At 66.2% G+C, this 22537-nt stretch carries 22 protein-coding genes; 3 read left to right on the plus strand and 19 right to left on the minus strand.

Annotated features, from left to right (window positions below):
• Window positions 1-22 precede the first annotated feature (22 nt).
• Window positions 23-2053 carry an excinuclease ABC subunit UvrC gene (gene uvrC / locus DIE15_RS28105; RefSeq protein WP_057928037.1) on the minus strand — a complete coding sequence of 677 codons (2031 nt, stop codon included), beginning with the start codon at window positions 2051-2053 and terminating at the stop codon, window positions 23-25.
• 76 nt (window positions 2054-2129) lie between these two features.
• On the opposite strand from uvrC, the gene earP reads away from it, so the two are divergent.
• From earP to DIE15_RS28120, 3 genes are all read left to right on the plus strand, one after another.
• Complete coding sequence (gene earP, locus DIE15_RS28110) at window positions 2130-3323, plus strand: elongation factor P maturation arginine rhamnosyltransferase EarP (protein WP_124834856.1); 1194 nt, start codon at window positions 2130-2132, stop codon at window positions 3321-3323.
• A gap of 137 nt (window positions 3324-3460) precedes the next feature.
• A complete protein-coding gene (gene efp / locus DIE15_RS28115) occupies window positions 3461-4018 on the plus strand; it encodes an elongation factor P (protein ID WP_057928039.1) in 558 nt (185 codons plus the stop codon).
• Between the two features lie 271 nt (window positions 4019-4289).
• Entirely contained in the window at window positions 4290-5675 is a 1386-nt protein-coding gene (locus DIE15_RS28120) for a sigma-54 dependent transcriptional regulator (protein WP_124834857.1), read from the plus strand.
• A 157-nt stretch (window positions 5676-5832) separates the two neighbouring features.
• On the opposite strand, the gene nagZ is transcribed toward DIE15_RS28120, so the two are convergent.
• From nagZ to fabD, 18 genes are all read right to left on the minus strand, one after another.
• Entirely contained in the window at window positions 5833-6861 is a 1029-nt protein-coding gene (nagZ, locus tag DIE15_RS28125; protein ID WP_124834858.1) for a beta-N-acetylhexosaminidase, read from the minus strand.
• Between the two features lie 16 nt (window positions 6862-6877).
• Window positions 6878-7312, minus strand: a complete 435-nt coding sequence (gene acpS / locus DIE15_RS28130) for a holo-ACP synthase (protein WP_124834859.1) — start codon at window positions 7310-7312, stop codon at window positions 6878-6880.
• 69 nt (window positions 7313-7381) lie between these two features.
• Window positions 7382-8158, minus strand: coding sequence for a pyridoxine 5'-phosphate synthase (pdxJ, locus tag DIE15_RS28135; protein WP_059816037.1), 777 nt, complete (start codon window positions 8156-8158; stop codon window positions 7382-7384).
• Window positions 8155-8994 (minus strand): DNA repair protein RecO, encoded by an 840-nt coding sequence (recO, locus tag DIE15_RS28140; protein WP_014897645.1) that lies wholly within the window; start codon window positions 8992-8994, stop codon window positions 8155-8157. The genes pdxJ and recO overlap by 4 nt, the downstream gene beginning before the upstream one ends.
• A complete protein-coding gene (gene era, locus DIE15_RS28145; RefSeq protein WP_041490532.1) occupies window positions 8981-9880 on the minus strand; it encodes a GTPase Era in 900 nt (299 codons plus the stop codon). Before era ends, recO begins: the two co-directional genes overlap by 14 nt.
• 60 nt (window positions 9881-9940) lie before the next feature.
• Window positions 9941-11194, minus strand: coding sequence for a ribonuclease III (rnc, locus tag DIE15_RS28150; protein WP_124834860.1), 1254 nt, complete (start codon window positions 11192-11194; stop codon window positions 9941-9943).
• A 153-nt stretch (window positions 11195-11347) separates the two neighbouring features.
• Window positions 11348-12241, minus strand: a complete 894-nt coding sequence (lepB, locus tag DIE15_RS28155; RefSeq protein WP_057928045.1) for a signal peptidase I — start codon at window positions 12239-12241, stop codon at window positions 11348-11350.
• A gap of 17 nt (window positions 12242-12258) precedes the next feature.
• Entirely contained in the window at window positions 12259-14052 is a 1794-nt protein-coding gene (gene lepA, locus DIE15_RS28160; protein WP_057928046.1) for a translation elongation factor 4, read from the minus strand.
• 224 nt (window positions 14053-14276) lie between these two features.
• Window positions 14277-14513, minus strand: a complete 237-nt coding sequence (locus DIE15_RS28165; RefSeq protein WP_057928047.1) for a glutaredoxin family protein — start codon at window positions 14511-14513, stop codon at window positions 14277-14279.
• A 7-nt stretch (window positions 14514-14520) separates the two neighbouring features.
• Window positions 14521-16026, minus strand: coding sequence for a DegQ family serine endoprotease (locus DIE15_RS28170; protein ID WP_057928048.1), 1506 nt, complete (start codon window positions 16024-16026; stop codon window positions 14521-14523).
• 16 nt (window positions 16027-16042) lie between these two features.
• Complete coding sequence (locus DIE15_RS28175) at window positions 16043-17095, minus strand: MucB/RseB C-terminal domain-containing protein (protein ID WP_057928049.1); 1053 nt, start codon at window positions 17093-17095, stop codon at window positions 16043-16045.
• Window positions 17096-17100: 5 nt separating this feature from the next.
• Window positions 17101-17718 (minus strand): sigma-E factor negative regulatory protein, encoded by a 618-nt coding sequence (locus DIE15_RS28180; RefSeq protein ID WP_057928050.1) that lies wholly within the window; start codon window positions 17716-17718, stop codon window positions 17101-17103.
• Window positions 17719-17806: 88 nt separating this feature from the next.
• Window positions 17807-18406 (minus strand): RNA polymerase sigma factor RpoE, encoded by a 600-nt coding sequence (rpoE, locus tag DIE15_RS28185; RefSeq protein WP_006752490.1) that lies wholly within the window; start codon window positions 18404-18406, stop codon window positions 17807-17809.
• A gap of 91 nt (window positions 18407-18497) precedes the next feature.
• The gene (locus DIE15_RS28190) at window positions 18498-18962 is read right to left on the minus strand and encodes a hypothetical protein (protein ID WP_057928051.1); all 465 of its coding nucleotides are present in this window, start codon (window positions 18960-18962) and stop codon (window positions 18498-18500) included.
• Window positions 18963-18974: 12 nt separating this feature from the next.
• Window positions 18975-20207, minus strand: a complete 1233-nt coding sequence (fabF, locus tag DIE15_RS28195) for a beta-ketoacyl-ACP synthase II (protein ID WP_057928052.1) — start codon at window positions 20205-20207, stop codon at window positions 18975-18977.
• 162 nt (window positions 20208-20369) lie between these two features.
• On the minus strand, window positions 20370-20609 hold the full coding sequence (gene acpP, locus DIE15_RS28200; protein ID WP_004197638.1) for an acyl carrier protein: 240 nt from the start codon (window positions 20607-20609) through the stop codon (window positions 20370-20372).
• A 144-nt stretch (window positions 20610-20753) separates the two neighbouring features.
• On the minus strand, window positions 20754-21503 hold the full coding sequence (fabG, locus tag DIE15_RS28205) for a 3-oxoacyl-ACP reductase FabG (protein ID WP_057928053.1): 750 nt from the start codon (window positions 21501-21503) through the stop codon (window positions 20754-20756).
• A 36-nt stretch (window positions 21504-21539) separates the two neighbouring features.
• The gene (fabD, locus tag DIE15_RS28210) at window positions 21540-22472 is read right to left on the minus strand and encodes an ACP S-malonyltransferase (protein ID WP_124834861.1); all 933 of its coding nucleotides are present in this window, start codon (window positions 22470-22472) and stop codon (window positions 21540-21542) included.
• Window positions 22473-22537 lie beyond the last annotated feature (65 nt).

Genomic DNA, 22537 nt, shown 5'->3' on the forward strand with positions numbered 1-22537 from the left:
CGCAGCCGGCCGCACGGCCGCATCAGTGAAGCTGCTTGTAGATCTGCTCGGCGAGCGCATGCGAGATGCCGTCGACGCTCGCCAGTTCCTCGACGCTCGCGGCAACCACCCCGCGCAACCCGCCGAACCGCGCGAGCAGCCGCTGACGACGTTTCGCGCCGACCCCTTCGAGCTCCTCGAGTCGCGACGTCTGGCGGGCCTTCGCCCGCTTCGCGCGCATCCCGGTGATCGCGAAGCGGTGCGCCTCGTCGCGAATCTGTGCGACGAGCATCAGCGCGGCGCTCTCCTTGCCGAGTTCGAGCGGCGTGCGGCCGTCCGCGAACACGAGCGTCTCGAGGCCGACCTTGCGCCCCTCGCCCTTCGCAACGCCAACCAGCATCGACGTGTCGAGCCCGAGCTCGGTGAACACCTGCCGCGCGATCTCGACCTGCCCCTTGCCGCCGTCGATCAGCACGATGTTCGGCAGCAGGCTCGACGCCTCGGCCTGGCGCGTCGATTCGCCGTCGATGCCGGCCGCGTCGTCGGCGGCCGCCGCCTGCGCGGCCTGCTCGACCATCTTCTCGTAGCGGCGCGTGAGCACCTGCCGCATCGCCGCGTAGTCGTCGCCCGGCGTAATGCCGGTGATGTTGTAGCGACGGTAGTCGCCCGACTGCATCTTGTGATGGTGGTAGACGACGCACGACGCCTGCGTCGCCTCGCCCATCGTGTGGCTGATGTCGAAACACTCGATCCGCAGCGTCGCGAGATCGTCGCATTCGAAGCTGAGCGTCTCCGCGAGCGCGCGCGTGCGCGCCTGCTGCGAGCCCTGCTCGGACAACAGCCGTGCGAGCGCGAGCCGTGCATTCTGTTCGGCCATCGACAGCCATGCGCGCCGCTGCCCCTGCGGCTGCCGCACCAGCGATACCTTGTGACCGGCCTGCTCGGACAGCAACTCGAGCAGGTCGCGGCTCGCGGGCGCATGGCTCACGACCAGCACGGGCGGCACGCGATTGCCGAGATAGTGCTGCGCGATAAACGCATCGAGCACCTCGGCCTCCACCGACGCCCCCGCGCCACGCGCGGCGGTAGCATCTTCCGCGGGCTGATCGGGCAACGCCGCAGCCGCTTCATCCGTACCGTCCGCTGCCTCGGCCTCGTCACCGAGCCCGCCTTCGGCAAGCGTCAGCGCACTTTCGACATGCGTCGGGAAATAGGCCTTGTCGCCAAGATGCCGGCCGCCGCGCACCATCGCCAGGTTCACGCACACGCGTCCGCCCTGCGCGACCACCGCGAGGATGTCGACGTCGCTGTCGCTGCCGACCTCGATCGCCTGCTGGTGCAGCACCGTCGCGAGCGAGCTCATCTGGTTGCGCACGGCGGCCGCCTGCTCGAACTTCAGCTCGGCCGCGAACGCATGCATCTTCTGCTCGAGCTCCTTCATCACTTCCGACTGCCGGCCGAGCAGGAAGCGCGCGGCATTCGACACGTCGATCGCGTAGTCGTCCTCGGAAATCGCGCCGACGCACGGCGCCGTGCACCGGCCGATCTGATGCAGCAGGCACGGCCGCGTGCGGTTGTTGAAGACCGAATCCTCGCAGGTGCGCAGCTGGAATACGCGCTGCAGGATCTGGATGCTCTCGCGCACGGCCCACGCGCTCGGGAACGGCCCGAAATACTGGTTCTGCTTGTCGACCGAGCCGCGGTAGTAAGCCATGCGCGGAAAGCGATGCGCGGTGAGCTTCAGGTACGGATACGACTTGTCGTCGCGAAACAGGATGTTGTAGCGCGGCGCGAGCGCCTTGATCAGGTTGTTCTCGAGCAGCAGCGCCTCTGCCTCCGAGCGCGTGACGGTCGTCTCGATGCGCGCGATGCGCGTGACCATCATCGCGATGCGCGGCGACAGCTGCGTCTTCGTGAAATAGCTCGATACGCGCTTCTTCAGGTCGCGCGCCTTGCCGACGTAAAGCACGGCGCCCGCCGTGTCGTAGTAGCGGTAGACGCCCGGCATGTGCGGCAATTGCGCGAGGATCTTCTTCGGTTCGAACGGGGTGTCGGCGGCTTCTGGGGATGTCATGCGTGATCCGGGTGCCTTGTGGCGCGGAACGGGTCCATTAGAATCGCCAGTTTAGAGCATTCACCGGCCCGCTTCGATGTCCCGCACCGCACCCGCCCCCGCCTCCACTTCGCCGCTCGCGCCCGACGAACCGATCGCGTGCGACCTCTTCTGCACCGTGATCGACAACTTCGGCGACATCGGCGTGTGCTGGCGCCTCGCCCGCCAGCTCGCGCACGAGCACGGCTGGCAGGTGCGCCTGTTCATCGACGATCTGCGCACGTTCGCACGGCTGCTGCCGGGGGTCGATCCCGATGCCGGGCGGCAGATGCTCGACGGTATCGTGGTCGAGCACTGGCATGCGGAAGTCGGCGACGCACTGGAGATCGCCGACGTCGTGATCGAGGCATTCGCTTGCGAGTTGCCCGGCGCGTATCTCGCGGCGATGGCGCGCCGCGCGCGCCGCCCCGTGTGGATCAATCTCGAATACCTGAGCGCCGAGGACTGGGTCGCCGATTTCCATTTGCGACCATCGCCGCATCCGCGCTACTCGTTGCTGAAGACGTTCTTCTTCCCGGGATTGTCGGCCGGCACGGGCGGCGTGCTGAAGGAGCGCGATCTCGACGCGCGCCGCACGGCCTTCGAAGCCGACGCGGCGACGCGTGCCGCATGGTGGCGGCACGCGACCGGCGACGCGCCGCCAGCGCCCGGCACGACGGTCGTCAGCCTGTTCGCATATGAAAATCCGGCCGTCGACGCGTTGCTCGCGCAGTGGCGCGACAGCCCGTCGCCCGTCGTCGCGCTCGTGCCCGTCGGCCGCGTATCTCCGGCCATCGCGCATTTTTTCGGGGTCGAATCATTCGGCGCCGGCGCGCGCGCGCAGAGCGGCAACCTGACTGCGTACGGGCTCGCGTTCGTCCCGCAGGCCGACTACGACCCGCTGCTGTGGGTGGCCGACGTCAATTTCGTGCGTGGCGAGGACTCGTTCGTCCGCGCGCAATGGGCGCGCAGGCCGTTCGTATGGCACATCTATCCGCAAGCCGACGACGCGCACCTGCCGAAGCTCGACGCCGCGCTCGCGCACCTGTCGGCCGGCCTCGCCGACGCGCCGCGCGCGGCGCTCGAACGCTTCTGGCATGCGTGGAACGGCGCCGGCACGCCGGACTGGGCCGATCTGCTGCAACATCGCGCCGCACTGGACGCCAACGCAGCCCGCTGGGCCGACGCCCTGGCGAGCGTCGGCGATCTCGCCGGAAAGCTGGCGGAATACGCAAAATCTCAGTTAAAATAAGCGGTTATCCGACGGCTGACCACGCAAGCGCTCGCGTTTGGGGTTCTTGGCGCCCACCGGAACGCCCCCCGCTTGCGCCGTCAGCCGTTGTGCAACGCTCAGGCACCTATTTATTTGATTGGATCAGGACAGTTTTTATGAAGACCGCACAGGAACTCCGCGTAGGCAACGTCGTGCAGATCGGCAGCGACGCATGGGTCATCGCCAAGGCCGAATACAACAAGTCGGGCCGTAACTCCGCCGTCGTCAAGATGAAGATGAAGAACCTGCTGACGAACGCGGGCCAGGAATCGGTCTACAAGGCTGACGACAAGTTCGACGTCGTCGTGCTCGACCGCAAGGAAGTGACGTACTCGTACTTCGCCGATCCGATGTACGTGTTCATGGACGCCGACTACAACCAGTTCGAAGTCGAAGCGGAAATGATGGGCGAAGCGCTGAACTACCTCGAAGACGGCATGGCTTGCGAAGTCGTGTTCTACAACGAGAAGGCGATTTCGGTCGAACTGCCGACGGTCCTGGTTCGCGAGATCACCTACACGGAACCGGCCGTCAAGGGCGACACGTCGTCGGGCAAGGTGCTGAAGAACGCCAAGCTCGCAACGGGCTTCGAACTGCAAGTGCCGCTCTTCTGCAACACCGGCGACAAGATCGAAATCGATACGCGTACGAACGAATACCGCAGCCGCGCGTAATCGCCTGCGATTTCCGTATCGAACAAAGCGCCCTTCGGGGCGCTTTTTGTTTGCCTGCCGTCAACAGCTCCGGCACGTCGCTACCATGGGCAACACAAAATCCAGCACTAAAGGTATTCAATTTGTATCATCGGTAACTGTTTTATAGCGACAGAGAAATAATGCACGTCAGGCGTTCAGCGGGGCATAAAATCAGTTTTTAATCTGACATGCGGCTGCGGCCGGCTCGATGGCCGACAGCCCGCCTCTCTTGACTCGACTCGCGTCCACCATGCCACACGCCCTGATTGTCGAAGACGATCCCAACAGTCTGTCCGGCCTGACCGCGCTGCTCGCAGCAGACGGCTTCTCGGTCGACACGGCCACGTCGCTCGCCGAGGCACGCACGGCGCTCGGCCGCTCGATTCCCGATGTCGTCCTCGTCGACCTGAACCTGCCGGACGGCAGCGGGTTCGACCTGCTCCAGCATCTGCCGCAGCAGCAGCCGAACGGCTCGTTGCCGGTGATCGTGCTGACGGGCAACGCGACGGTCGAGAGCGCGATCGAAGGCCTGCGTCACGGCATCTGGGACTACCTGCTGAAGCCGATCAACATTCCGCGCCTGCGCAGCCTGCTGGCCCGGATTCCGCGGCCCTACGAACTGATCGACGAAGTGCGCACGCTGCGCGCGTCGCTGCGCCACCTCGGCCGCTTCGGCGCGCTGGTCGGCCGCAGCGAGGCAATGCAGCACGTGTACGACATGATCGAACACAACGCAGGCACCGAAACGGCCGTGCTGTTCGCGGGCGAAGCCGGTACCGGCAAGAAGCTGGCCGCGCGCACGCTGCACGACCTGAGCCGGCGCCGCAAGGGGCCGTTCGTGTCGTTCGACTGCCGCACGATCACGCAGGCCGGCCGCCACGGCGCGTCGCTCGACAGCGTGCTGTTCGGCCATGAGCGCGGCGCATTCGACGGCGCCGAGCGGCGCGAATCGGGCCTGTTCGAACAGGCCGGCGGCGGCACGCTGTTCCTCGACGAGATCACTGCACTGCCGCTCGTGCTGCAGGAGGCGCTGCTGCATGCGCTCGACTCGCAGAACTTTATGCGGATCGGCGGCACGAGCTCGATCGCGAGCGACTTCCGGCTGATCGCGACCACGCGCCGCCCGGCCCGCGAGGCGGTCGCGAACGGCACGTTGCGCGAGGACCTGTGGCTGCGTCTCGATGCGGCATCGATCACGATGCCGCCGCTGCGCGAGCGCGACGGCGATGCGCTTGCCATCGCGGACGCACTGATCGACGAACTGAACCGCGAAGCGCGCGCCACCGGCCGCAGCACGACCGACAAGCGCGCGGCGCCGGGCTTCGTACGCGAATGCCTGTCCTACGAATGGCCCGGCAACGTGCGCGAACTGCAGGAGCGCGTGCGCTTCGCCTATGACGCGTCCGGCGATTTCATCGAGACGCTGCGCGCGGGCGAAGCGAGCTTCGCGGCCGGTGCCGCGCTGAACGGCAGCAGCGTGCAGATCAAGGTCGGCACCCCGCTGTCCGATGTCGAGGATCTGCTGATCCGCGCGACGCTTGACGCGGTCGGCGGCACGCGCCATCGCGCGGCGACGCTGCTCGGCATCAGCCCCAAGACGCTGTACAACAAGTTGCAGCGGATGAAGGTCAACTGACCGGACCGCCGTTGTCCGAGGCGCTGGTTGGGGCTGACGGTTAGTTGCGTAAATGCGTGTCGCCCCGCGCTTTACGTCCCAATGAGAAAAGCCGCGCAAAAGCGCGGCTTTCTTGTTTTCGACGACGGGAGAGCGGCATCGCGCCGCCCTTCTCCGCTTACGCCAGTGCGCTGCTCAACAGCGCCTGCGCCTGCAGATACTCGGGCTGCACGATCAGCTTGTCCCACTTGAGCGCCTTGCCGCGCGCCCGCATCCGCTTGATGCGCCGCACCGACTCGGCCGACATCTGCACCTTCAGCCCGTTCAGCACGACCTCGGCCGCGTCCGGCTGGTTGCACACGAGCACCATGTCGCAGCCGGCTGCGAGCGCTGCATCGGCCGCCTGCGTGAGCGTGCCGCCTTCGCGCGCCGCCTCCATCGACAGGTCGTCGCTGAAGATCGCACCCGTGAAGCCCAACTGCCCGCGCAGGATGTCCTGCAGCCATACGCGCGAGAAGCCGGCCGGCCGCTTGTCGACCTGCGTGTAGATCACGTGCGCGGGGATCACCGCGGACAGCGACAGGCCCAGCCAGTCGTACGGCGCGACGTCCTGCTTGAGAATCGCGTCGAGCGTCCGGTCGTCAGTCGGCAGTGCGACGTGCGAATCGGCCTCTGCGAAGCCGTGCCCCGGGAAATGCTTGCCGCAGTTCGCCATGCCGGCGAGCGACAACCCGTGGTTCAGGCTCTTCGCGAGCAGCGTGACGACGCGCGGGTCGCGATGGAACGCGCGATCGCCGATCACCTTCGAGTGCCCGTAGTCGAGGTCGAGCACCGGCGTGAAGCTCATGTCGATCCCGCATGCGCGCAACTCGGCAGCCAGGATGTAGCCAACCGCGGTCGCGACCTTCGTCGCGAGCAGCACGTCGCGATCCCACAGTTCGCCGAGGCGGCGCATCGCAGGCAGCACCGTGAAACCGTCGGTGCGGAATCGCTGCACGCGCCCGCCTTCGTGATCGACGGCGATCAGGATGTCCTCGCGCACCGCGCGAATCGAATCGGTCAGCGCGGTCAACTGCGCGCGGTTCTGGAAATGCCGCGCGAACAGAATCACGCCGCCGGTGTTCGGATGCGCAAGGCGCCGCGCATCGTCGCGCGACAGGGCCGTGCCGACGACGTCGAGCATGACCGGGCCGGGAGTCGTTTTCATCGAATCGGGAAGTCCGTCAGGAAGTGGTTCGGGAAACAGGTGCAGGCGGCGGCGCGGCGTCGGTCTCGGCGACCACGAACGACACCGCGTAGTCACGTTCGTCGCTGACCGTCACGCGTGCCGTGATACCGCGTGCGGCAAGCCAGTCGGCCAGCTCGCCCGACGCGACGACGTACGGTTCACCGCTGCGCTGGTTGAGGGTCTGCAGCGCGCGCCAGGTCATCGGCCAATGCATGCCGAGCCCGATCGCCTTCGAGAACGCTTCCTTCGCGGAAAAACGCGTCGCGAGAAACGCGATGCCGCGCGCCTCGGAGCGCGCGCGGCGTGCGTGGAACACGCGCAGCTCGTCGGGGCCCAGCACCTTCTCGGCAAACCGGCCGCCCGTGCGCTCGAGCACAGCGGCGATACGGCTCACCTGGACGATGTCGGTGCCGATGCCGTAGATCGCCACGTCAGCGCCCGCCGTGAAATGCGGACGACGCCGGGTGGCGAGAAAAGCGCGCGCGCACGGAATGCATCGTCAGCGCGCACCACCGTGCAGCGCGGCGACACGCGCGGCGACCATGATCGCCTTCATCTCGCGCACTGCGTTGTCCCAGCCCGCGAAGATCGCGTGCGCGACGATCGCATGGCCGATGTTCAGTTCGACGATGCCGTCGATCGCGGCGATCTGCTGCACGTTCGTGTAATGCAGGCCGTGACCGGCGTTGACCTTCAGGCCCAGTTGCGCACCGGCCTGCACACCCGCGACGATGCGCTCGTATTCGCGCTGCTGCTCGACTTCGTCGTGCGCATCGGCATAACGGCCGGTATGCAGCTCGACCACCGGCGCGCCTGCTTCGTGCGCGGCGCGGATCTGCGTTTCGTCCGGATCGATGAACAGCGATACGCGCACGCCGGCGTCGGCGAGCTGCTTGCAGGCCGCACGCACGGCTTCGAAGCGGCCGGCGACGTCAAGGCCGCCTTCGGTCGTCAGCTCCTCGCGCTTCTCGGGCACGAGGCACGCGTCGTGCGGACGCACTTCGCACGCGATGTCGAGCATCTCGGCCGTCACCGCGCATTCTAGGTTCATGCGCGTCTTCAGCAGCGGGCGCAGCTTGCGCACGTCGGCGTCGACGATGTGACGACGGTCCTCGCGCAGGTGCAGCGTGATCGCGTCCGCACCGGCCTCTTCGGCGGCGAGCGCCGCGCGGATCGGATCGGGATAGGTCGTGCCGCGCGCGTTGCGCAGCGTCGCGACGTGGTCGATGTTCACGCCGAGGTCGATGGCGGTGGGCGTTGTCAGGAAGAAGCTCATAGGTTTTGCAGGTCGATCAGGATCTGACGCGTGGCAAGCGGCGTACCGCCGAGATAGGTGTTCAGCAGGAAGCGCATCAGCGTCTTGCTTTGCGCAACCGTCTGGGCTCGATGGTAATCGTCCTGCTCCATGTCGAGCAACGTCTGTCCGGTAATCACCGGCCAGTGCGACGGCACGTCGTCGTCCGCATTGCGCACGCCGCGCTCGGGATCGAACACGTAGCGGCGGTCGGGTTCGACCGCGCGGCGCGCGACCGTGCGATTCAGCGCCATCGCATAGCCGGTCTCGCGCAGCAGCACGCGCTCGAACGAGCGCAGCACCTGCACCGCGGGTTCGCCGTGCGCGAGACGCGTGAGGGTCAGCACGTAATGATTGAAAAGCGGCGGCTGGGGATCCTCGCGCGCGCAGAATTTCACGAGCAGTTCGTTCGCGTAGAAGCCGCACAGCAGCCCGTCGCCGCCGAGCGGCAGCATCCCGCCGACCCACTCGGCGCCCGTCAGCGTGCGTACTTCGGATTTGCCCGACCAGGACAGCAGCAGCGGCTGGAACGTCTGCAGCACGCCGCGCAGCGCGGAGTGCGGGCGCTTCGCGCCCTTCGCGACGAGCGCGAGGCGGCCGTGATCGCGCGTGAGCACGTCGATGATCAGGCTCGTTTCCCGGTACGGATAGCTGTGCAGCACGAACGCCGGCTGCTCGGCGACGCGGAAATCGGACGTGCGAGACGTCGCGCGCCGCGCCTTGCGACGCGGCGGTTCGGGCGGTGCCGGCAGCGGCGCGTCGTTCGCGCCGGCGGTCACCGCGTCTTCGGTCGACGTCAGCGCGTCATTCGTACCCATAGGCGCGCAGCCCCGCCTCGTTGTCGGCCCAGCCGCTCTTCACCTTCACGAAGGTCTCGAGGTACACGGGGCCGTCGAACAGCTTCTCCATGTCCATCCGCGCCTCGGTGCTGATCTGCTTGAGCTTCTCGCCCTTCTTGCCGATCACCATCGCCTTGTGCGAATCGCGTTCGACGAGGATCGTCGCGAAGATGCGCTTCAGGCGCCCTTCCTCCTCGAACTTGTCGATCAGGACGGTGCTCGTGTACGGCAGTTCGTCGCCGGTCCAGCGGAACACCTTCTCGCGCAGGATTTCGGCCGCGAGGAAACGCGAGCTGCGGTCGGTCAGCTCGTCCTCGCCGTAGATCGGCTCGCCTTCCGGCAGGTATGGCTTGATCGTGTCCAGCAGGCGCTTGATGTCTTCCGGCCGCTGCGCCGACAGCGGCACGAGCTCGGTGAATTCGCGCAGCCCGCTCATCTGCTGCATGAACGGGAACAGCGTCGCCTTGTCGGCCACGCGGTCGATCTTGTTCGCGATCAGCAGCGTCGGCATGCCGGGCGGGATCAGGTCGAGCACCTTCTGGTCGTCGGGCCCGAAGCGGCCGGCCTCGATCACGAACAGGATCACGTCGACCGACGTGAGCGTCGACGTGACCGCGCGGTTCAGCGAGCGGTTCAGCGCGGTGCTGTGACGGGTCTGGAAGCCCGGCGTGTCGACGAACACGAATTGCGCGTCGTCGAACGTGTTGATGCCGGTGATGCGATGGCGGGTCGTTTGCGCCTTGCGCGACGTGATGCTGATCTTCTGGCCGACGAGTGCGTTCATCAACGTCGACTTGCCGACGTTCGGGCGGCCCACGATCGCGATCATGCCGCAACGGAAACCGGTAGGAGCGGGAGTGTTCATATCGTTTGGGAGACAGGTTCAGAACCGGCCGCGCGACGCGCGGCACGATCGATGGGCAATTCAGTGGTCGGCATCGGCCACGCGCGCCTGCGCGGCAGCGAGGCTTGCGCCGCCCGGCGGCGTGTCGGTGTCGGGCGCCGCGGCGTCGCGGGCGCGCGGCACCGCATGCGAAGCGGCATCGGCCACCGGCTGATCAGCGGACGACGCGGCCGGATCGGTCGCCTGGGCATCCGGCTTGTCGGCTGCACGCGGTGCGCCTTCAGCGGGCCTGTCGGCACGCTCGGCCGGCTTATCCGCCGCGCGCGAGCCGGTTTCGCTGCGGTCCGACGGCTTGTCGGACGCCTTCTCGGCAGGTTTGTCGGCTGTCGGCTTCGCGGAGCGGTCAGCCTTGTCCGCGGCCGTTTCCACATGCGCGGCACGAATCGCGGCCATCGGCGCCTGCGTCGGCCGCTCGCCGGCGTCGGCCGCGGCAGACGCCGCAGCGGCCAACTTCGCGTCGCGCGCCGCCGCACGTTCCTTCCGTTCCGGAGAACGCAGGTCGAGCGCTTCCTGCACCCCCTTCACACCCGGCACGATTTCCGGCTCGACGTGCTTCGACCCGCGCGCGTTCTTCGAACGCTTCGGCTTCGCGGCCAGCATCGGCGCGGCCGCCAGGACCTCGTCGAGCGCCTTCTTCGCGGCAGCCTGCTCGGCCGCCCGCCGGCTCGCGCCGGAGCCCGACACCTTCACGTCGAGCTTCGGCACCGTGCATTCGACCTCGAACTGCTGATTGTGCGCCGCACCATGCGTCGCGACGACCGTGTAGGTCGGCAGCGCGATCTTGTGCCCCTGCAGGTATTCCTGCAGCAGCGTCTTCGCGTCCTTGCCGAGCGTGCGCGGATCGATGTGGTCGAGAATCGGGATATAGAGGCGCTTGATGACCCCTTGGGCGGCTTCGAAGCCGCCATCGAGGAACACGGCCCCGATGATGGCTTCGAACGCGTCCGCGAGGATCGACGGGCGGCGGAAGCCGCCGCTGCGCAGCTCGCCCTCGCCCAGCCGCAACCCTTCCGAGATATTCAGGGCCTGAGCGATTTCGTACAGCGACTGCTGCTTGACGAGATTGGCGCGCACGCGCGACAGGTCGCCTTCGTCCAGCTTGCTGAAACGCTGGAACAAAAGGGCGGCCACCGCGCAATTCAGAACGGAATCGCCGAGAAACTCGAGCCGTTCGTTGTGCGTGGCACTGTGACTGCGATGGGTCAAAGCCTGGCGCAACAATTCCGCATTGCGAAATTCGTAGCGCAGCCGGCTTTCCAACTGGGATAGGGGCATGTGCAGGAGTATAACGCGGGCGCCGGTCGGGCCGAAACGGCACGGCTGGACGCGAAAAGGCGTGACGAGGCGGTGTTACCGCCGGTTTTTAAAGTAGTTCGGCAATACGCGACGCGGCCCGTGCGTCACGTATTGCGTGCGAGTCGAACGCGATCAGTTGAAGGAACCGATGCGCTTCAGGTCGCCGAAGTTCATCCAGATGAAGAACGCGCGGCCGACGATGTTGTTGTCCGGCACGAAACCCCAGTAGCGGCTGTCCGCGCTGTTGTCGCGGTTGTCGCCCATCATGAAGTAGTGACCCGGCGGCACCTTGCAGATCACGCCGCGGCTGTTGTACGTGCAGTTATCGCGATACGGATAGTCGTAGGCGCCCATCACGAACGGCGGCACGGCGGGATTGTTGAGGATCGCGTTCTTCTTCGTGCCGATCGTTTCCTCGAACTGCTTCGCGTAATTCTGGCGCTCGTCGTCGAAGAAATCCGGCAGCGGCGTTTCGGGTACCGGCTGGCCGTTGATCGTCAGTTGCTTGTCCTGGTAGGCAACGGTATCGCCCGGCAGGCCGATCACGCGCTTGATGTAGTCGACCGACTCGTCCTTCGGATAGCGGAACACGACGACGTCACCGCGCGACAGCGGGCTGCCCTGCGTGATCTTCGTGTTCGTGATCGGCAGGCGCAGGCCATATTCGAACTTGTTCACGAGGATGAAGTCGCCGACCAGCAGCGTCGGCACCATCGAGCCCGACGGGATCTTGAACGGCTCGACGACGAACGAACGCACGACGAACACGGCCAGGATCACCGGGAAGAAGCTCGCGGTGTACTCGAGCCACCACGGCTGGCGCAGCTTTTCGTCGCGCAGCTTCGAACGCGTCTGCACCGCGTTTTCGTCCGCGAAACGCTTGTCGACGCGCGACTGCTGGCGATCGAACTCCTCGATCGCCGTATCGGCCGCCTTGCGTCGCCGCGGCAGGAACACCAGTTTGTCCAGCACCCACGCTACGCCCGTCACGACGACGAGCACAAAAAGAATCAGCGCAAAATTCATAAAAAGGATCAGTCCTGTTATTTGTCTTCGACGCGCAAGATCGCGAGGAACGCCTCCTGCGGGATCTCGACCGAACCCACCTGCTTCATGCGTTTCTTACCTTCTTTCTGCTTCTCGAGCAGTTTCTTCTTTCGCGTGATGTCGCCGCCGTAGCACTTCGCGAGCACGTTCTTGCGCAGCGCCTTGATGTTCTCGCGTGCAACGATGTGCGCGCCGATCGCGGCCTGGATCGCCACGTCGTACATCTGGCGCGGGATGATCTCGCGCATCTTCGCGGCGACTTCACGGCCGCGGTACTGCGACTGCGATCGGTGCACGATGATCGACAGCGCGTCGACCTTGTCGCCGTTGATCAGCATGTCGACCTTCACGACGTCCGATGAACGATATTCCTTGAACTCGTAGTCCATCGACGCGTAGCCGCGCGACACCGACTTCAGTCGATCGAAGAAGTCGAGCACGATTTCCGCCATCGGGATCTCGTACGTGAGCTGCACCTGGCGGCCGTGATACTGCATGTTGATCTGCGAGCCGCGCTTCTGCTCGCACAGCGTGATCACGGAACCGACGTAGTCCTGCGGCATGTACAGGTTCACGGTGACGATCGGCTCACGAACTTCGCCGATGCGGCCGGGCTCCGGCATCTTCGCCGGGTTCTCGACCATGATCGTCGAGCCGTCGCTCTGCACGACCTCGTAGACGACCGTCGGTGCGGTCGTGATGAGATCCATGTCGAACTCGCGCTCGAGCCGCTCCTGCACGATTTCCATGTGCAGCAGCCCGAGGAAGCCGCAGCGGAAACCGAAGCCGAGTGCCTGCGATACTTCCGGCTCGTACTGCAGCGACGCATCGTTGAGCTTCAGCTTCTCGAGCGACTCGCGCAGCGCGTCGTACTGGTTCGCCTCGACCGGATACAGGCCCGCGAACACCTGCGGCTTCACTTCCTTGAAGCCCGGCAGCGGCTCGGCGGCAGCCTTGCTCACGTGCGTGACGGTATCGCCGACCTTCGCGGCCGTCAGCTCCTTGATGCCGGCGATGATGAAGCCCACCTGCCCCGCAGACAGCGAGTCGAGATTGCGCGACTTCGGCGTGAACACGCCGACGTGCTCGACCGGATACTGCGCACCGGTCGCCATCATCTTGATCTTGTCCTTCGGACGCAGCGTGCCGTTGACGATACGCACGAGCATCACGACGCCGACGTAGTTGTCGAACCACGAGTCGATGATCAGCGCCTGCAGCGGCGCGGCCGGATCGCCCTTGGGTGGCGGCACCTTCGCGATCAGCGCTTCGAGCACGTCCTCGACGCCGAGCCCCGTCTTCGCGCTGCAGCGCGTCGCGTCGGTCGCGTCGATGCCGATCACGTCCTCGATCTCCTCGATCGCGTTCTCGGGGTTCGCGGCCGGCAGGTCGATCTTGTTCAGCACCGGCACGACCTCGACGCCGAGCTCGATCGCCGTGTAGCAGTTCGCGACCGTCTGCGCCTCGACGCCCTGGCTCGCGTCGACCACGAGCAGCGCACCTTCGCACGCGGACAGCGAACGGCTGACCTCGTACGAGAAGTCGACGTGCCCCGGCGTATCGATCAGGTTGAGGTTGTAGACCTTGCCGTCGCGGGCGCGATAGGACAGTGCGGCCGTCTGCGCCTTGATCGTGATGCCGCGCTCGCGCTCGATATCCATCGAGTCGAGCACCTGCGCTTCCATTTCACGGTCGGCGAGGCCACCGCATACCTGGATGATGCGATCCGCGAGCGTCGACTTGCCGTGGTCGATGTGCGCGATGATCGAGAAATTGCGAATATGATCCATTCAGTGCCGATCAAGCGAAAAAGGCGCGCTCGACGACTGCGGAGCACGCCTTGTAAGTCGGTGAAAAAACGGCTTATTTTAGCCGAAAAGGCCTTTGCCGGGCGGTAATTTGGACGCCAGGTCAGGGACGCCCCGCCCAAGGCCGCCCGCCGGAGCCTTCTGGCGGGCCGGCCCGCCACCCATCACCTCGCGCCGCGCGCAGTTGGCCGCCACCCGGGCCCGGTTCAGCGCCGGGCCGCGAGCGCACCGCGCACCCTCGTCTCGTCGAACCGGTGGCGACAGACTTCCGTGCCGTTCAGCAGCAGCACCGGCACGTCCTCGTCGTAGCGGGCGACGAGTGCCGGATCGCCATCGATGTCGACGTAGTCGACCGCGACACCGAATTCAGCCGCCACCGGCGCCAGCGCATCGCGCATGTCGTCGCACAGATGGCACCAGCCGCGGCCGTAGAGCGTGAACATCGAGGCGTTACTTCTGCGTCGGGCGCGGGCGCACCGGCACGAACTGCGTGTTGTCGCCGCGCCGCACGAGCACCGCGACCGCCTTCTGTGAATCCAGCTGCGCGGTCACTTCGGCGAATTGCTTCGCGCTCGTAATGTCGGTGTCGCCGACGCGCAGCACGATGTCACCGCGCTGCAGGCCCGCACGGGCCGCCGGCCCGTCGACGCCGTCGATCTGCACGCCGTTCTTCAGCTTCAGCGATTTCATTTGATCCGCCGGAATGTCACTGACCGTCAAGCCGAGCGAATTGGCCTGGCGCGGCTTCTGCGGCACGTTCTTGCGCTGCTCGGCCTTCGCCGTCGTCTCCACCGGCGTCTCGGCAATCGTGATCGGCAGATCGCGCGCCTGACCCTTGCGCCACACGCTGACGGTCGCCTTCGTGCCCGGCTTCGTGTCACCGACCATGCGCGGCAGATCCGACGCTGTATCGACCGGCCGGCCGTTGAACTTCAGGATGATGTCGCCCGGCTGGATGCCCGCCTTGTCGGCCGGACCGCCCGCCTCGACGCTGCTGACGAGCGCGCCTTCCGCCTTCGGCAGCCCGATCGAGTCGGCCACGTCCTTCGTCACCTCGCCGATCGCCACCGCGATGCGGCCGCGCGTGACCTTGCCGGTCGCCTTCAGCTGGTCGGCCACACGCATCGCCTCGTCGATCGGGATCGCGAACGAAATGCCCATGAAACCGCCGGTGCGGCTGTAGATCTGCGAGTTGATGCCGATCACCTCGCCCTGCATGTTGATCAGCGGGCCGCCCGAGTTGCCGGGGTTCACCGCGACGTCGGTCTGGATGAACGGCAGGTAGTCGCCCGTGTTGCGGCTCTTCGAACTCACGATGCCGGCCGTCACGGTGTTGTCGAGGCCGAACGGCGAACCGATCGCGACAACCCACTCGCCGACGCGCACCTTGTTCGAATCGCCGATCGCGACGACCGGCAGGTTCGACGCCTGGATCTTGACCACCGCGACGTCCGTGCGGTCGTCGACGCCAATCAGCTTCGCCTTGAATTCGCGCTTGTCGGTCAGCGTCACGTAGATGGTGTCCGCATCGTCGACGACGTGCGCGTTGGTCATCACGTAACCGTCTGCCGACACGATGAAGCCCGAGCCGACGCCGCGGTTCTGCTCGGTGTCGGGCGGATTGTCCGGCGCCGGCGCGTTCTTCGGGTTGCCACTGCCGTTGCCGCTACCGTTGCCGGGCGCCTGCGGCAGCGGAATGCCGAAGAAACGCCGAAAGAATTCCGACATGTCGCCGTTGTCGAAGCCCGGCGGCAGCACGCCGCGCGGGCCGGGTGTCGGCACGTTCGCGGTGGTGCGGATGTTCACGACGGCCGGCCCGACCTTTTCGACCAGATCGGCGAAATCGGGAAGGCTGGCGGCGGGCGCCGTGACCGCGAACGCGGTATGCGGGACGAGCGGCAGGCAGGCACACAGCGCCGCCGCCGCGAGCACTTTGCGCAGCGTGAGTTTCGTCATGTCGGAAGCCGTAGCGTTACTTGGAAGCCTTGTATTCTATGGCAGACGCGAACTGCTGCAACGTGGCCGGCGGCACTTCGCCGAGCACGGTGATCCAGTAGTCGCCGCGGCGCTTCACGAGAACATGGGTCGCACCGGTACTGCCCGCGCCTTCCTTGCGCGTGTTCTTTTCAGCCGGCTCGATGAAGACGGAGATCGTCGCGAGGCCATCGGTGAAGACGGCCTGGTCGACCGCAATCGGCGGATCGCCGGCGTCGCGCGCGGCCATCGGGCGGCGCACCTCGCGAATCTTCCGGAAGCCGGCGACGGTCGGCGCGATCTGCCAGCCCTGCGCCTCCATGTCGACCGTCGCGACCGGCGGGCGCACCACCGTCCAGCCGCCCAGGTTGCGGATGCCGGCCGCGATCGAGGACTTGTCTCCGGCCGTGCCGCCCGTCTGGACTTGCGAGAACGCAACCTGCTCGAGTACGTGATCGCCCGCGTCGAGCGTCTGCGAGCGCAGTAGCAGTCCGGTGCGCGCGTCGGCCCACAGCTTGTACGTGAAGCGGTACGCATCCTTCGGCACGAGTTCGACGACTTGCGCGTCGAGCCCCGCCACACGGTCCTTGCCGAGCAGCTTCGCGTCATAGACGGACATCACGTGCTCGCCGCCCGCGCCGAGCAGCGCGGGGAACGAGTCGCGCGTCTGGCGGCGCTCGACCACGCACAGCTTGCGCTCGGGTACGAACGTGTACAGCTCGTCGTTATGGCGCAGCACCTTGCGCGGCTTGCCGTCGAGCGTCTCGATGCGCTCGAACTCGCCGTCGCGAGACGCCACGTGCGCGATACGTGACGACTGAACATACCCGCCGCGCTGGTAGACGAACGTGCCCTCGTAGCTCTGCTGCTGTGCCGCCTGCTGGATGCGGTCGAGCCACTCCGCCGCGCCCTTGCGGGTCGCGACGGGATCGTCCGGTTGCTGGGCGCTGGCAGGGAGGGATTGAACGGACAACAGAGCGGCTGCGCAAAGCAGGAGGGCCGGCAGCCGCTTCCATCCAGAGATGGCTTGATTCAACTGCAATGTCCGCATCGGGTTTATTGGCCTGGCGTGGTAGTCACGGCAGCGCGGATCAGCGGCATCGAGCCCGTGACGACAGGCTGCTGCGCGAATTGCTGGTGCGCTTCAAGGTATTGGTCGAGACTTGCGTCGCGGATGATGTTGACGTCCTGCAGGCCCGGCTGCGCCGATGCCTGGGCGACCGTCACGCGCTGCAGGTTGCCGCCCTGCGGTGCGCCTGCCGATGCGACCTGAACGGCGCCCGGCGCACCGGCTGTCTGCATTTGCGGGACGACGATCCACGTCAGCGTGGCGGCCGCGGCGGCCACCGCGAACGCCGGCACGACACGGCGGCGCAGCGACAGCAACTTGCGTGCGACCGGCGCGGCGGCCGGCGCGAGCAGGTGCGGCTCGCTTTCGAGCGCAGCCGACATGCGCGCGGTGAACGCGACGCTCAGCGCGGGCGACAGCGCGAGCTCGTCCGAGCGCAGCGCATCGCCGATCAGGTGGTAATGGGCCCACGTTGCGCGATCCGCGCGGTCGAGCTCAACCAGAAACTGCCCGTGATCCGGGCCGTCGAACAGCTCACCGTCGACCAGAGCGGAAAGGCGCTCGCCGCGCGAGCACGCTTGCGATTGCGTATTGACCGACCCCATGATGCTCCCCATCTTGCACACACCCCGTCGTGATTTCACGACTCTATCCGTAACTAGACCCCGACCCGCGTCGTTGCACCCGTCGCGCTTACCAGCGCTTGCCTTCGGGTGTATCGAGCAGCGGACGCAATTTCGCAGCGATTGCCTCGCGCGCCCGGAAGATCCGCGACCGAACCGTCCCGATCGGACAATCCATCATTTCCGCGATCTCTTCGTAGCTCAGCCCCTCGATCTCGCGCAGCGTAATCGCCTGGCGCAGTTCTTCGGGCAGGACGGCCATTGCAGCGTTGACCGTCTCGGCAATCTGCTTGCTCATCAACATCGACTCAGGCGTGTTGATATCCCTTAGTTGGTCTGCGTCGGAGAAAGTTTCCGCTTCCTCTGCATCGGCCTCGGTGGAGGTCGGTGCCCGGCGGCCCTGCGTCGCAAGGTAGTTCTTCGCCGTATTGACGGCAATCCGGTACAACCACGTGTAAAACGCCGACTCGCCGCGGAATTGCGGCAGTGCACGATACGCCTTGATGAACGCGTCCTGGGCCACATCCTCGACCTCGGCGGGATCCCGCACGAGGCGCGAGATCAGCCGAATGATCTTGCGGTGGTATTTGGAGACCAGGAGTTCGAACGCTGCCTTGTCGCCCTTCTGTACGCGCTCGACCAGAGCCTGATCGATTTCTTTTTCACTCACCTGACAAATCCGTTAACTAGGGATGCAACGCGGAGCGTTATTGTAGCGTTCCGGCGCCGACCGCTGGTTACGGTCGGTAACCGCGCCGCCGTCATGCCCGCCCCGCCGTGCCCGCGGTACGCGCCAGCACGGACAGCGCGCTGAACGACGCAGCATCGAGCGCATCGGCCGGAATCAGCAGCGGCCGGGCACGCCGGGCGCCTTGCCCGACTGACAGCACGAGCAGCAGGCTGCTCCAGTGTGCATGGCCGGTCACGCGGCCCCGGGCCAGCAAGCGCCCGGTGCGGCCAAACGCCGCAATCTCCCCGAAGGCATCGATCCGCAGCTCGGCCGGCAGCCGACGGGCACACGCCCGCGCGGCACACACGACAAGCAGCGCGGCCGTCGCCGCGGACACGCATGCGCCGGCGGCAGCACCGGCCCGCGGCGCCCAGAACAGGTACGCGGACGCGGCAGCCGCCGCGACGAAGGCGGCCAGCACGACATACGACACGGCCGAGGCCCGCAACACAAAGCGCTGCGGACACCCGGCCGGAGCATCGAATGGACTCGTCAAGCGATTTCAGCGTCAGACGCGCTTGAACACCAGCGTGCCGTTAGTACCGCCGAAGCCGAAGTTGTTCTTCACGGCCACGTCGATCTTCATGTCACGCGCGGTGTTCGCGCAGTAATCGAGATCGCACTCGGGGTCCTGGTTGAAGATGTTGATGGTCGGCGGCGACACGCTGTTGTGCAGCGCCAGCACCGTGAACACCGACTCGAGGCCGCCCGCGCCACCCAGCAGGTGACCCGTCATCGACTTCGTCGAGTTCACGACGAGCTTGTACGCGTGCTCGCCGAATGCCGCCTTCACCGCGTCGGACTCGTTCTTATCGCCGAGCGGCGTCGACGTGCCGTGCGCGTTCAGGTACTGGACCTCGTCCGCGTTCACGCCGGCGTCGCGCAATGCCGCAACCATGCAGCGGCGCGGACCGTCCATGTTCGGCGCGGTCATGTGGTACGCGTCGCCCGTCATGCCGAAGCCCGAGACTTCCGCATAGATCTTCGCGCCGCGTGCCTTCGCCGCCTCGTACTCTTCGAGCACCATCACGCCTGCTCCCTCGCCCAGCACGAAGCCGTCGCGGTCCTTGTCCCACGGACGGGACGCGGTGGCCGGATCGTCGTTGCGGGTCGACAGCGCACGCGCGGCCGCGAAGCCGCCGATGCCCAGCGGCGACACCGTCGATTCGGCGCCGCCCGCGACCATCACGTCGGCGTCGCCGGCCTGGATCAGGCGCGCCGCGAGGCCGATGCTGTGCAGACCGGTCGTGCAGGCCGTCACGGCCGCGAGGTTCGGGCCCTTCAGGCCGAACATGATGCTCAGGTGGCCCGAGATCATGTTGATGATCGAACCCGGCACGAAGAACGGCGAAATCCGGCGTGCGCCGCGATCGACGTAGGTCTGGTGCGTGTCTTCGATCATCGGCAGGCCGCCGATGCCGGAGCCGACCAGCACGCCGATGCGTTCCGCATTGGCTTCGTTCACTTCGAGGCCGCTGTCCCGGATTGCCTGGACGCCGGCTGCGATGCCGTAATGGATGAACGTATCCATGTTGCGGGCTTCCTTCGCCGGGATGTATTCCTCGGCGCTGAAACCCTTCACCTCGCCCGCGAAATGCACGGCGAGGTTCGACGGATCGAACTTCGTAACGGTGGCGATGCCGGACTTGCCGGCGACGAGATTGGCCCAGCCGTCGGCAACATTATTGCCAACAGGCGAAATCAGCCCCAGGCCTGTAACGACAACACGACGGCGGCTCACGGTAACCTCTTTTCCATTGGATGACAAAAACAAAAGCCACAGTGGCCACAGGAACCAGCCCTGCGAGCCCTGTGGCTGTTAGTCCGTCCGGCGCGAATGCCGGCAGGATGGCGCGTCAATCGCGAAGATCGCGGCGACGTGGCGAACAAGCGCGAAAGGCGCTTACGCCTTGACGTTTGCGCGAGCGTAGTCGATCGCTTGCTGAACGGTCGTGATCTTCTCTGCTTCTTCGTCCGGGATTTCCATGCCGAACTCGTCTTCGAGCGCCATCACCAGTTCGACCGTGTCGAGCGAGTCCGCGCCCAGGTCGTTCACGAACGATGCTTCGTTCTTGATCTCGGCTTCTGCGACGCCCAGTTGTTCAGCGACGATCTTCTTGACACGTTGTTCGATGTTATCCATTACCCCTCCGAGGGAAAGTTCAGATTTACAAGTGCGCGCATTTTATCAGGTTTGCTGACGCCAAAACGCGCGTTGGCTTGATGGTCGATCAAGCGCCGGTCCGCCTGAAAAACGGGATACGGCGCGGATGGTAAACGAAAACCGTTACGACATGTACATGCCGCCGTTCACGTGCAGCGTCGTGCCGGTGATGTAACCGGCCTGCGGCGATGCGAGGAACGTGACGGCATGGGCGATGTCTTCCGGGCTGCCGAGGCGGCCGAGCGGAATCTGGGTCTTGAGCGCGGCCTGCTGTTCTTCCGGCAGCGTCTTCGTCATGTCGGTGTCGATGAAGCCCGGCGCGACGCAGTTCACCGTGATGCCGCGGCTACCGATTTCGCGCGCGAGCGCACGGGTCATGCCCGCGACGCCTGCCTTCGCAGCCGCGTAGTTGGCCTGGCCCGGGTTGCCGGCCGAACCGACCACCGACGTGATGTTGATAATGCGGCCGCCGCGGGCCTTCATCATCGGGCGCAGGACCGCACGCGACAGGCGGAACACCGACTTCAGGTTGGTGTCGATCACCGCGTCCCAGTCCTCGTCCTTCATCCGCATCGCGAGCTGGTCCTGCGTGATCCCGGCGTTGTTGACGAGCACGTGCAGCGCGCCGAATTCCTTCACGGTCGCGTCGATCAACGCTTCGGCAGCCGCCGCGTCGTTGACGTTCAGCACCGCGCCGCGGCCCGTCACGCCCGCTTCCGCGAACCCGGCGGTAATCGCGGCGGCGCCCGATTCGCTCGTCGCCGTGCCGATCACCGTCGCGCCCTGGCGCGCGAGTTCGAGCGCGATCGCCCGGCCGATGCCGCGCGATGCGCCGGTCACGATCGCAACCTGTTTATCGAGAGTCTTTTCCATGAATCGAGTATCCGTCTCTTGAGGAAAGGCGCCGCGTCAGGCGGTCGCCAGCTTCAGCGCTTCGTCGAGCGAAGCCGGATCGAACACCGATGCGCCGACCAGGTTGCCGTCGATGCGCTTCGTCAGGCCTGCCAGCACCTTGCCCGGACCGCATTCGATCACGTGCGTGACGCCCGTGCCTGCGATGTGCTGCACGCACTCGACCCAGCGCACCGGGCCCGCGGCCTGGCGCACCAACGCGTCCTTGATCGCTGCCGGATCGCCGACCACCGCGACGTCGATGTTGTTGACGACCGGAATTTGCGGCGCCTTGACGTCAACGTTCGCGAGGTAGTCGCGCAGTTGGTCCGACGCCGGCTTGAGCAGCGACGAATGGAACGGCGCCGACACCGGCAGCGGCAGCGCGCGCTTCGCGCCCTTCGCCTTCGCGATCTCGCATGCCTTCTCGACGGCCGCCTTCGCGCCCGCGATCACGACCTGCGCCGGTGCGTTGAAGTTCACGGCTTCGACGACGCCCGCTTCCGCGGCTTCGGCACACACCGCGCGCACCGTGTCGTCATCGAGACCCAGGATCGCGGCCATGCCGCCCTGGCCAACCGGCACAGCCGTCTGCATCGCCTGCGCGCGGAAGCGCACGAGCGGCACCGCGTCCTTGAACGCGATCGCGCCCGCCGCGACGAGCGCCGTGTATTCGCCGAGGCTGTGGCCCGCAACGATCGACGGCGCATGGCCGCCGGCCTGCTGCCATGCGCGATAGCACGCATAGGCGGCCGTCAGCATCACGGGCTGCGTGTTGGTGGTCAGATTCAGCTCTTCGGCCGGACCTTCGGCGATCAGCTTGCCGAGATCCTGATTGAGTGCATCGGATGCTTCCTGGAGCGTCTCGCGCACGACGGCGCGGTCGGCGAATGCGTTGAGCATGCCGACCGACTGCGAGCCCTGCCCCGGAAAAACGAATGCAAATTTCATATCGTCCCCAATTGAATCGATTCGGACGGCGCGCGCGAACGGCGCGCCGGTTCGGGATCCGCGCG

The sequence above is a fragment of the Burkholderia sp. Bp9031 genome (assembly GCF_003857965.1).
GTDB classification, from domain to species: domain Bacteria; phylum Pseudomonadota; class Gammaproteobacteria; order Burkholderiales; family Burkholderiaceae; genus Burkholderia; species Burkholderia ambifaria_A.

Coding starts and splice junctions, on each gene's coding strand:
- DIE15_RS28120 (WP_124834857.1), top strand. CDS start 4,290: ATGCCACACGCCCTGATTGTCGAAGACGATCCCAACAGTCTGTCCGGC.
- rnc (WP_124834860.1), bottom strand. CDS start 11,194: ATGCCCCTATCCCAGTTGGAAAGCCGGCTGCGCTACGAATTTCGCAAT.
- DIE15_RS28180 (WP_057928050.1), bottom strand. CDS start 17,718: ATGGGGTCGGTCAATACGCAATCGCAAGCGTGCTCGCGCGGCGAGCGC.
- earP (WP_124834856.1), top strand. CDS start 2,130: ATGTCCCGCACCGCACCCGCCCCCGCCTCCACTTCGCCGCTCGCGCCC.
- fabD (WP_124834861.1), bottom strand. CDS start 22,472: ATGAAATTTGCATTCGTTTTTCCGGGGCAGGGCTCGCAGTCGGTCGGC.
- acpP (WP_004197638.1), bottom strand. CDS start 20,609: ATGGATAACATCGAACAACGTGTCAAGAAGATCGTCGCTGAACAACTG.
- lepB (WP_057928045.1), bottom strand. CDS start 12,241: ATGAATTTTGCGCTGATTCTTTTTGTGCTCGTCGTCGTGACGGGCGTA.
- pdxJ (WP_059816037.1), bottom strand. CDS start 8,158: ATGAGCTTCTTCCTGACAACGCCCACCGCCATCGACCTCGGCGTGAAC.
- recO (WP_014897645.1), bottom strand. CDS start 8,994: ATGGGTACGAATGACGCGCTGACGTCGACCGAAGACGCGGTGACCGCC.
- fabG (WP_057928053.1), bottom strand. CDS start 21,503: ATGGAAAAGACTCTCGATAAACAGGTTGCGATCGTGACCGGCGCATCG.
- lepA (WP_057928046.1), bottom strand. CDS start 14,052: ATGGATCATATTCGCAATTTCTCGATCATCGCGCACATCGACCACGGC.
- uvrC (WP_057928037.1), bottom strand. CDS start 2,053: ATGACATCCCCAGAAGCCGCCGACACCCCGTTCGAACCGAAGAAGATC.
- nagZ (WP_124834858.1), bottom strand. CDS start 6,861: ATGAAAACGACTCCCGGCCCGGTCATGCTCGACGTCGTCGGCACGGCC.
- DIE15_RS28175 (WP_057928049.1), bottom strand. CDS start 17,095: ATGCGGACATTGCAGTTGAATCAAGCCATCTCTGGATGGAAGCGGCTG.
- era (WP_041490532.1), bottom strand. CDS start 9,880: ATGAACACTCCCGCTCCTACCGGTTTCCGTTGCGGCATGATCGCGATC.
- DIE15_RS28170 (WP_057928048.1), bottom strand. CDS start 16,026: ATGACGAAACTCACGCTGCGCAAAGTGCTCGCGGCGGCGGCGCTGTGT.
- DIE15_RS28165 (WP_057928047.1), bottom strand. CDS start 14,513: ATGTTCACGCTCTACGGCCGCGGCTGGTGCCATCTGTGCGACGACATG.
- efp (WP_057928039.1), top strand. CDS start 3,461: ATGAAGACCGCACAGGAACTCCGCGTAGGCAACGTCGTGCAGATCGGC.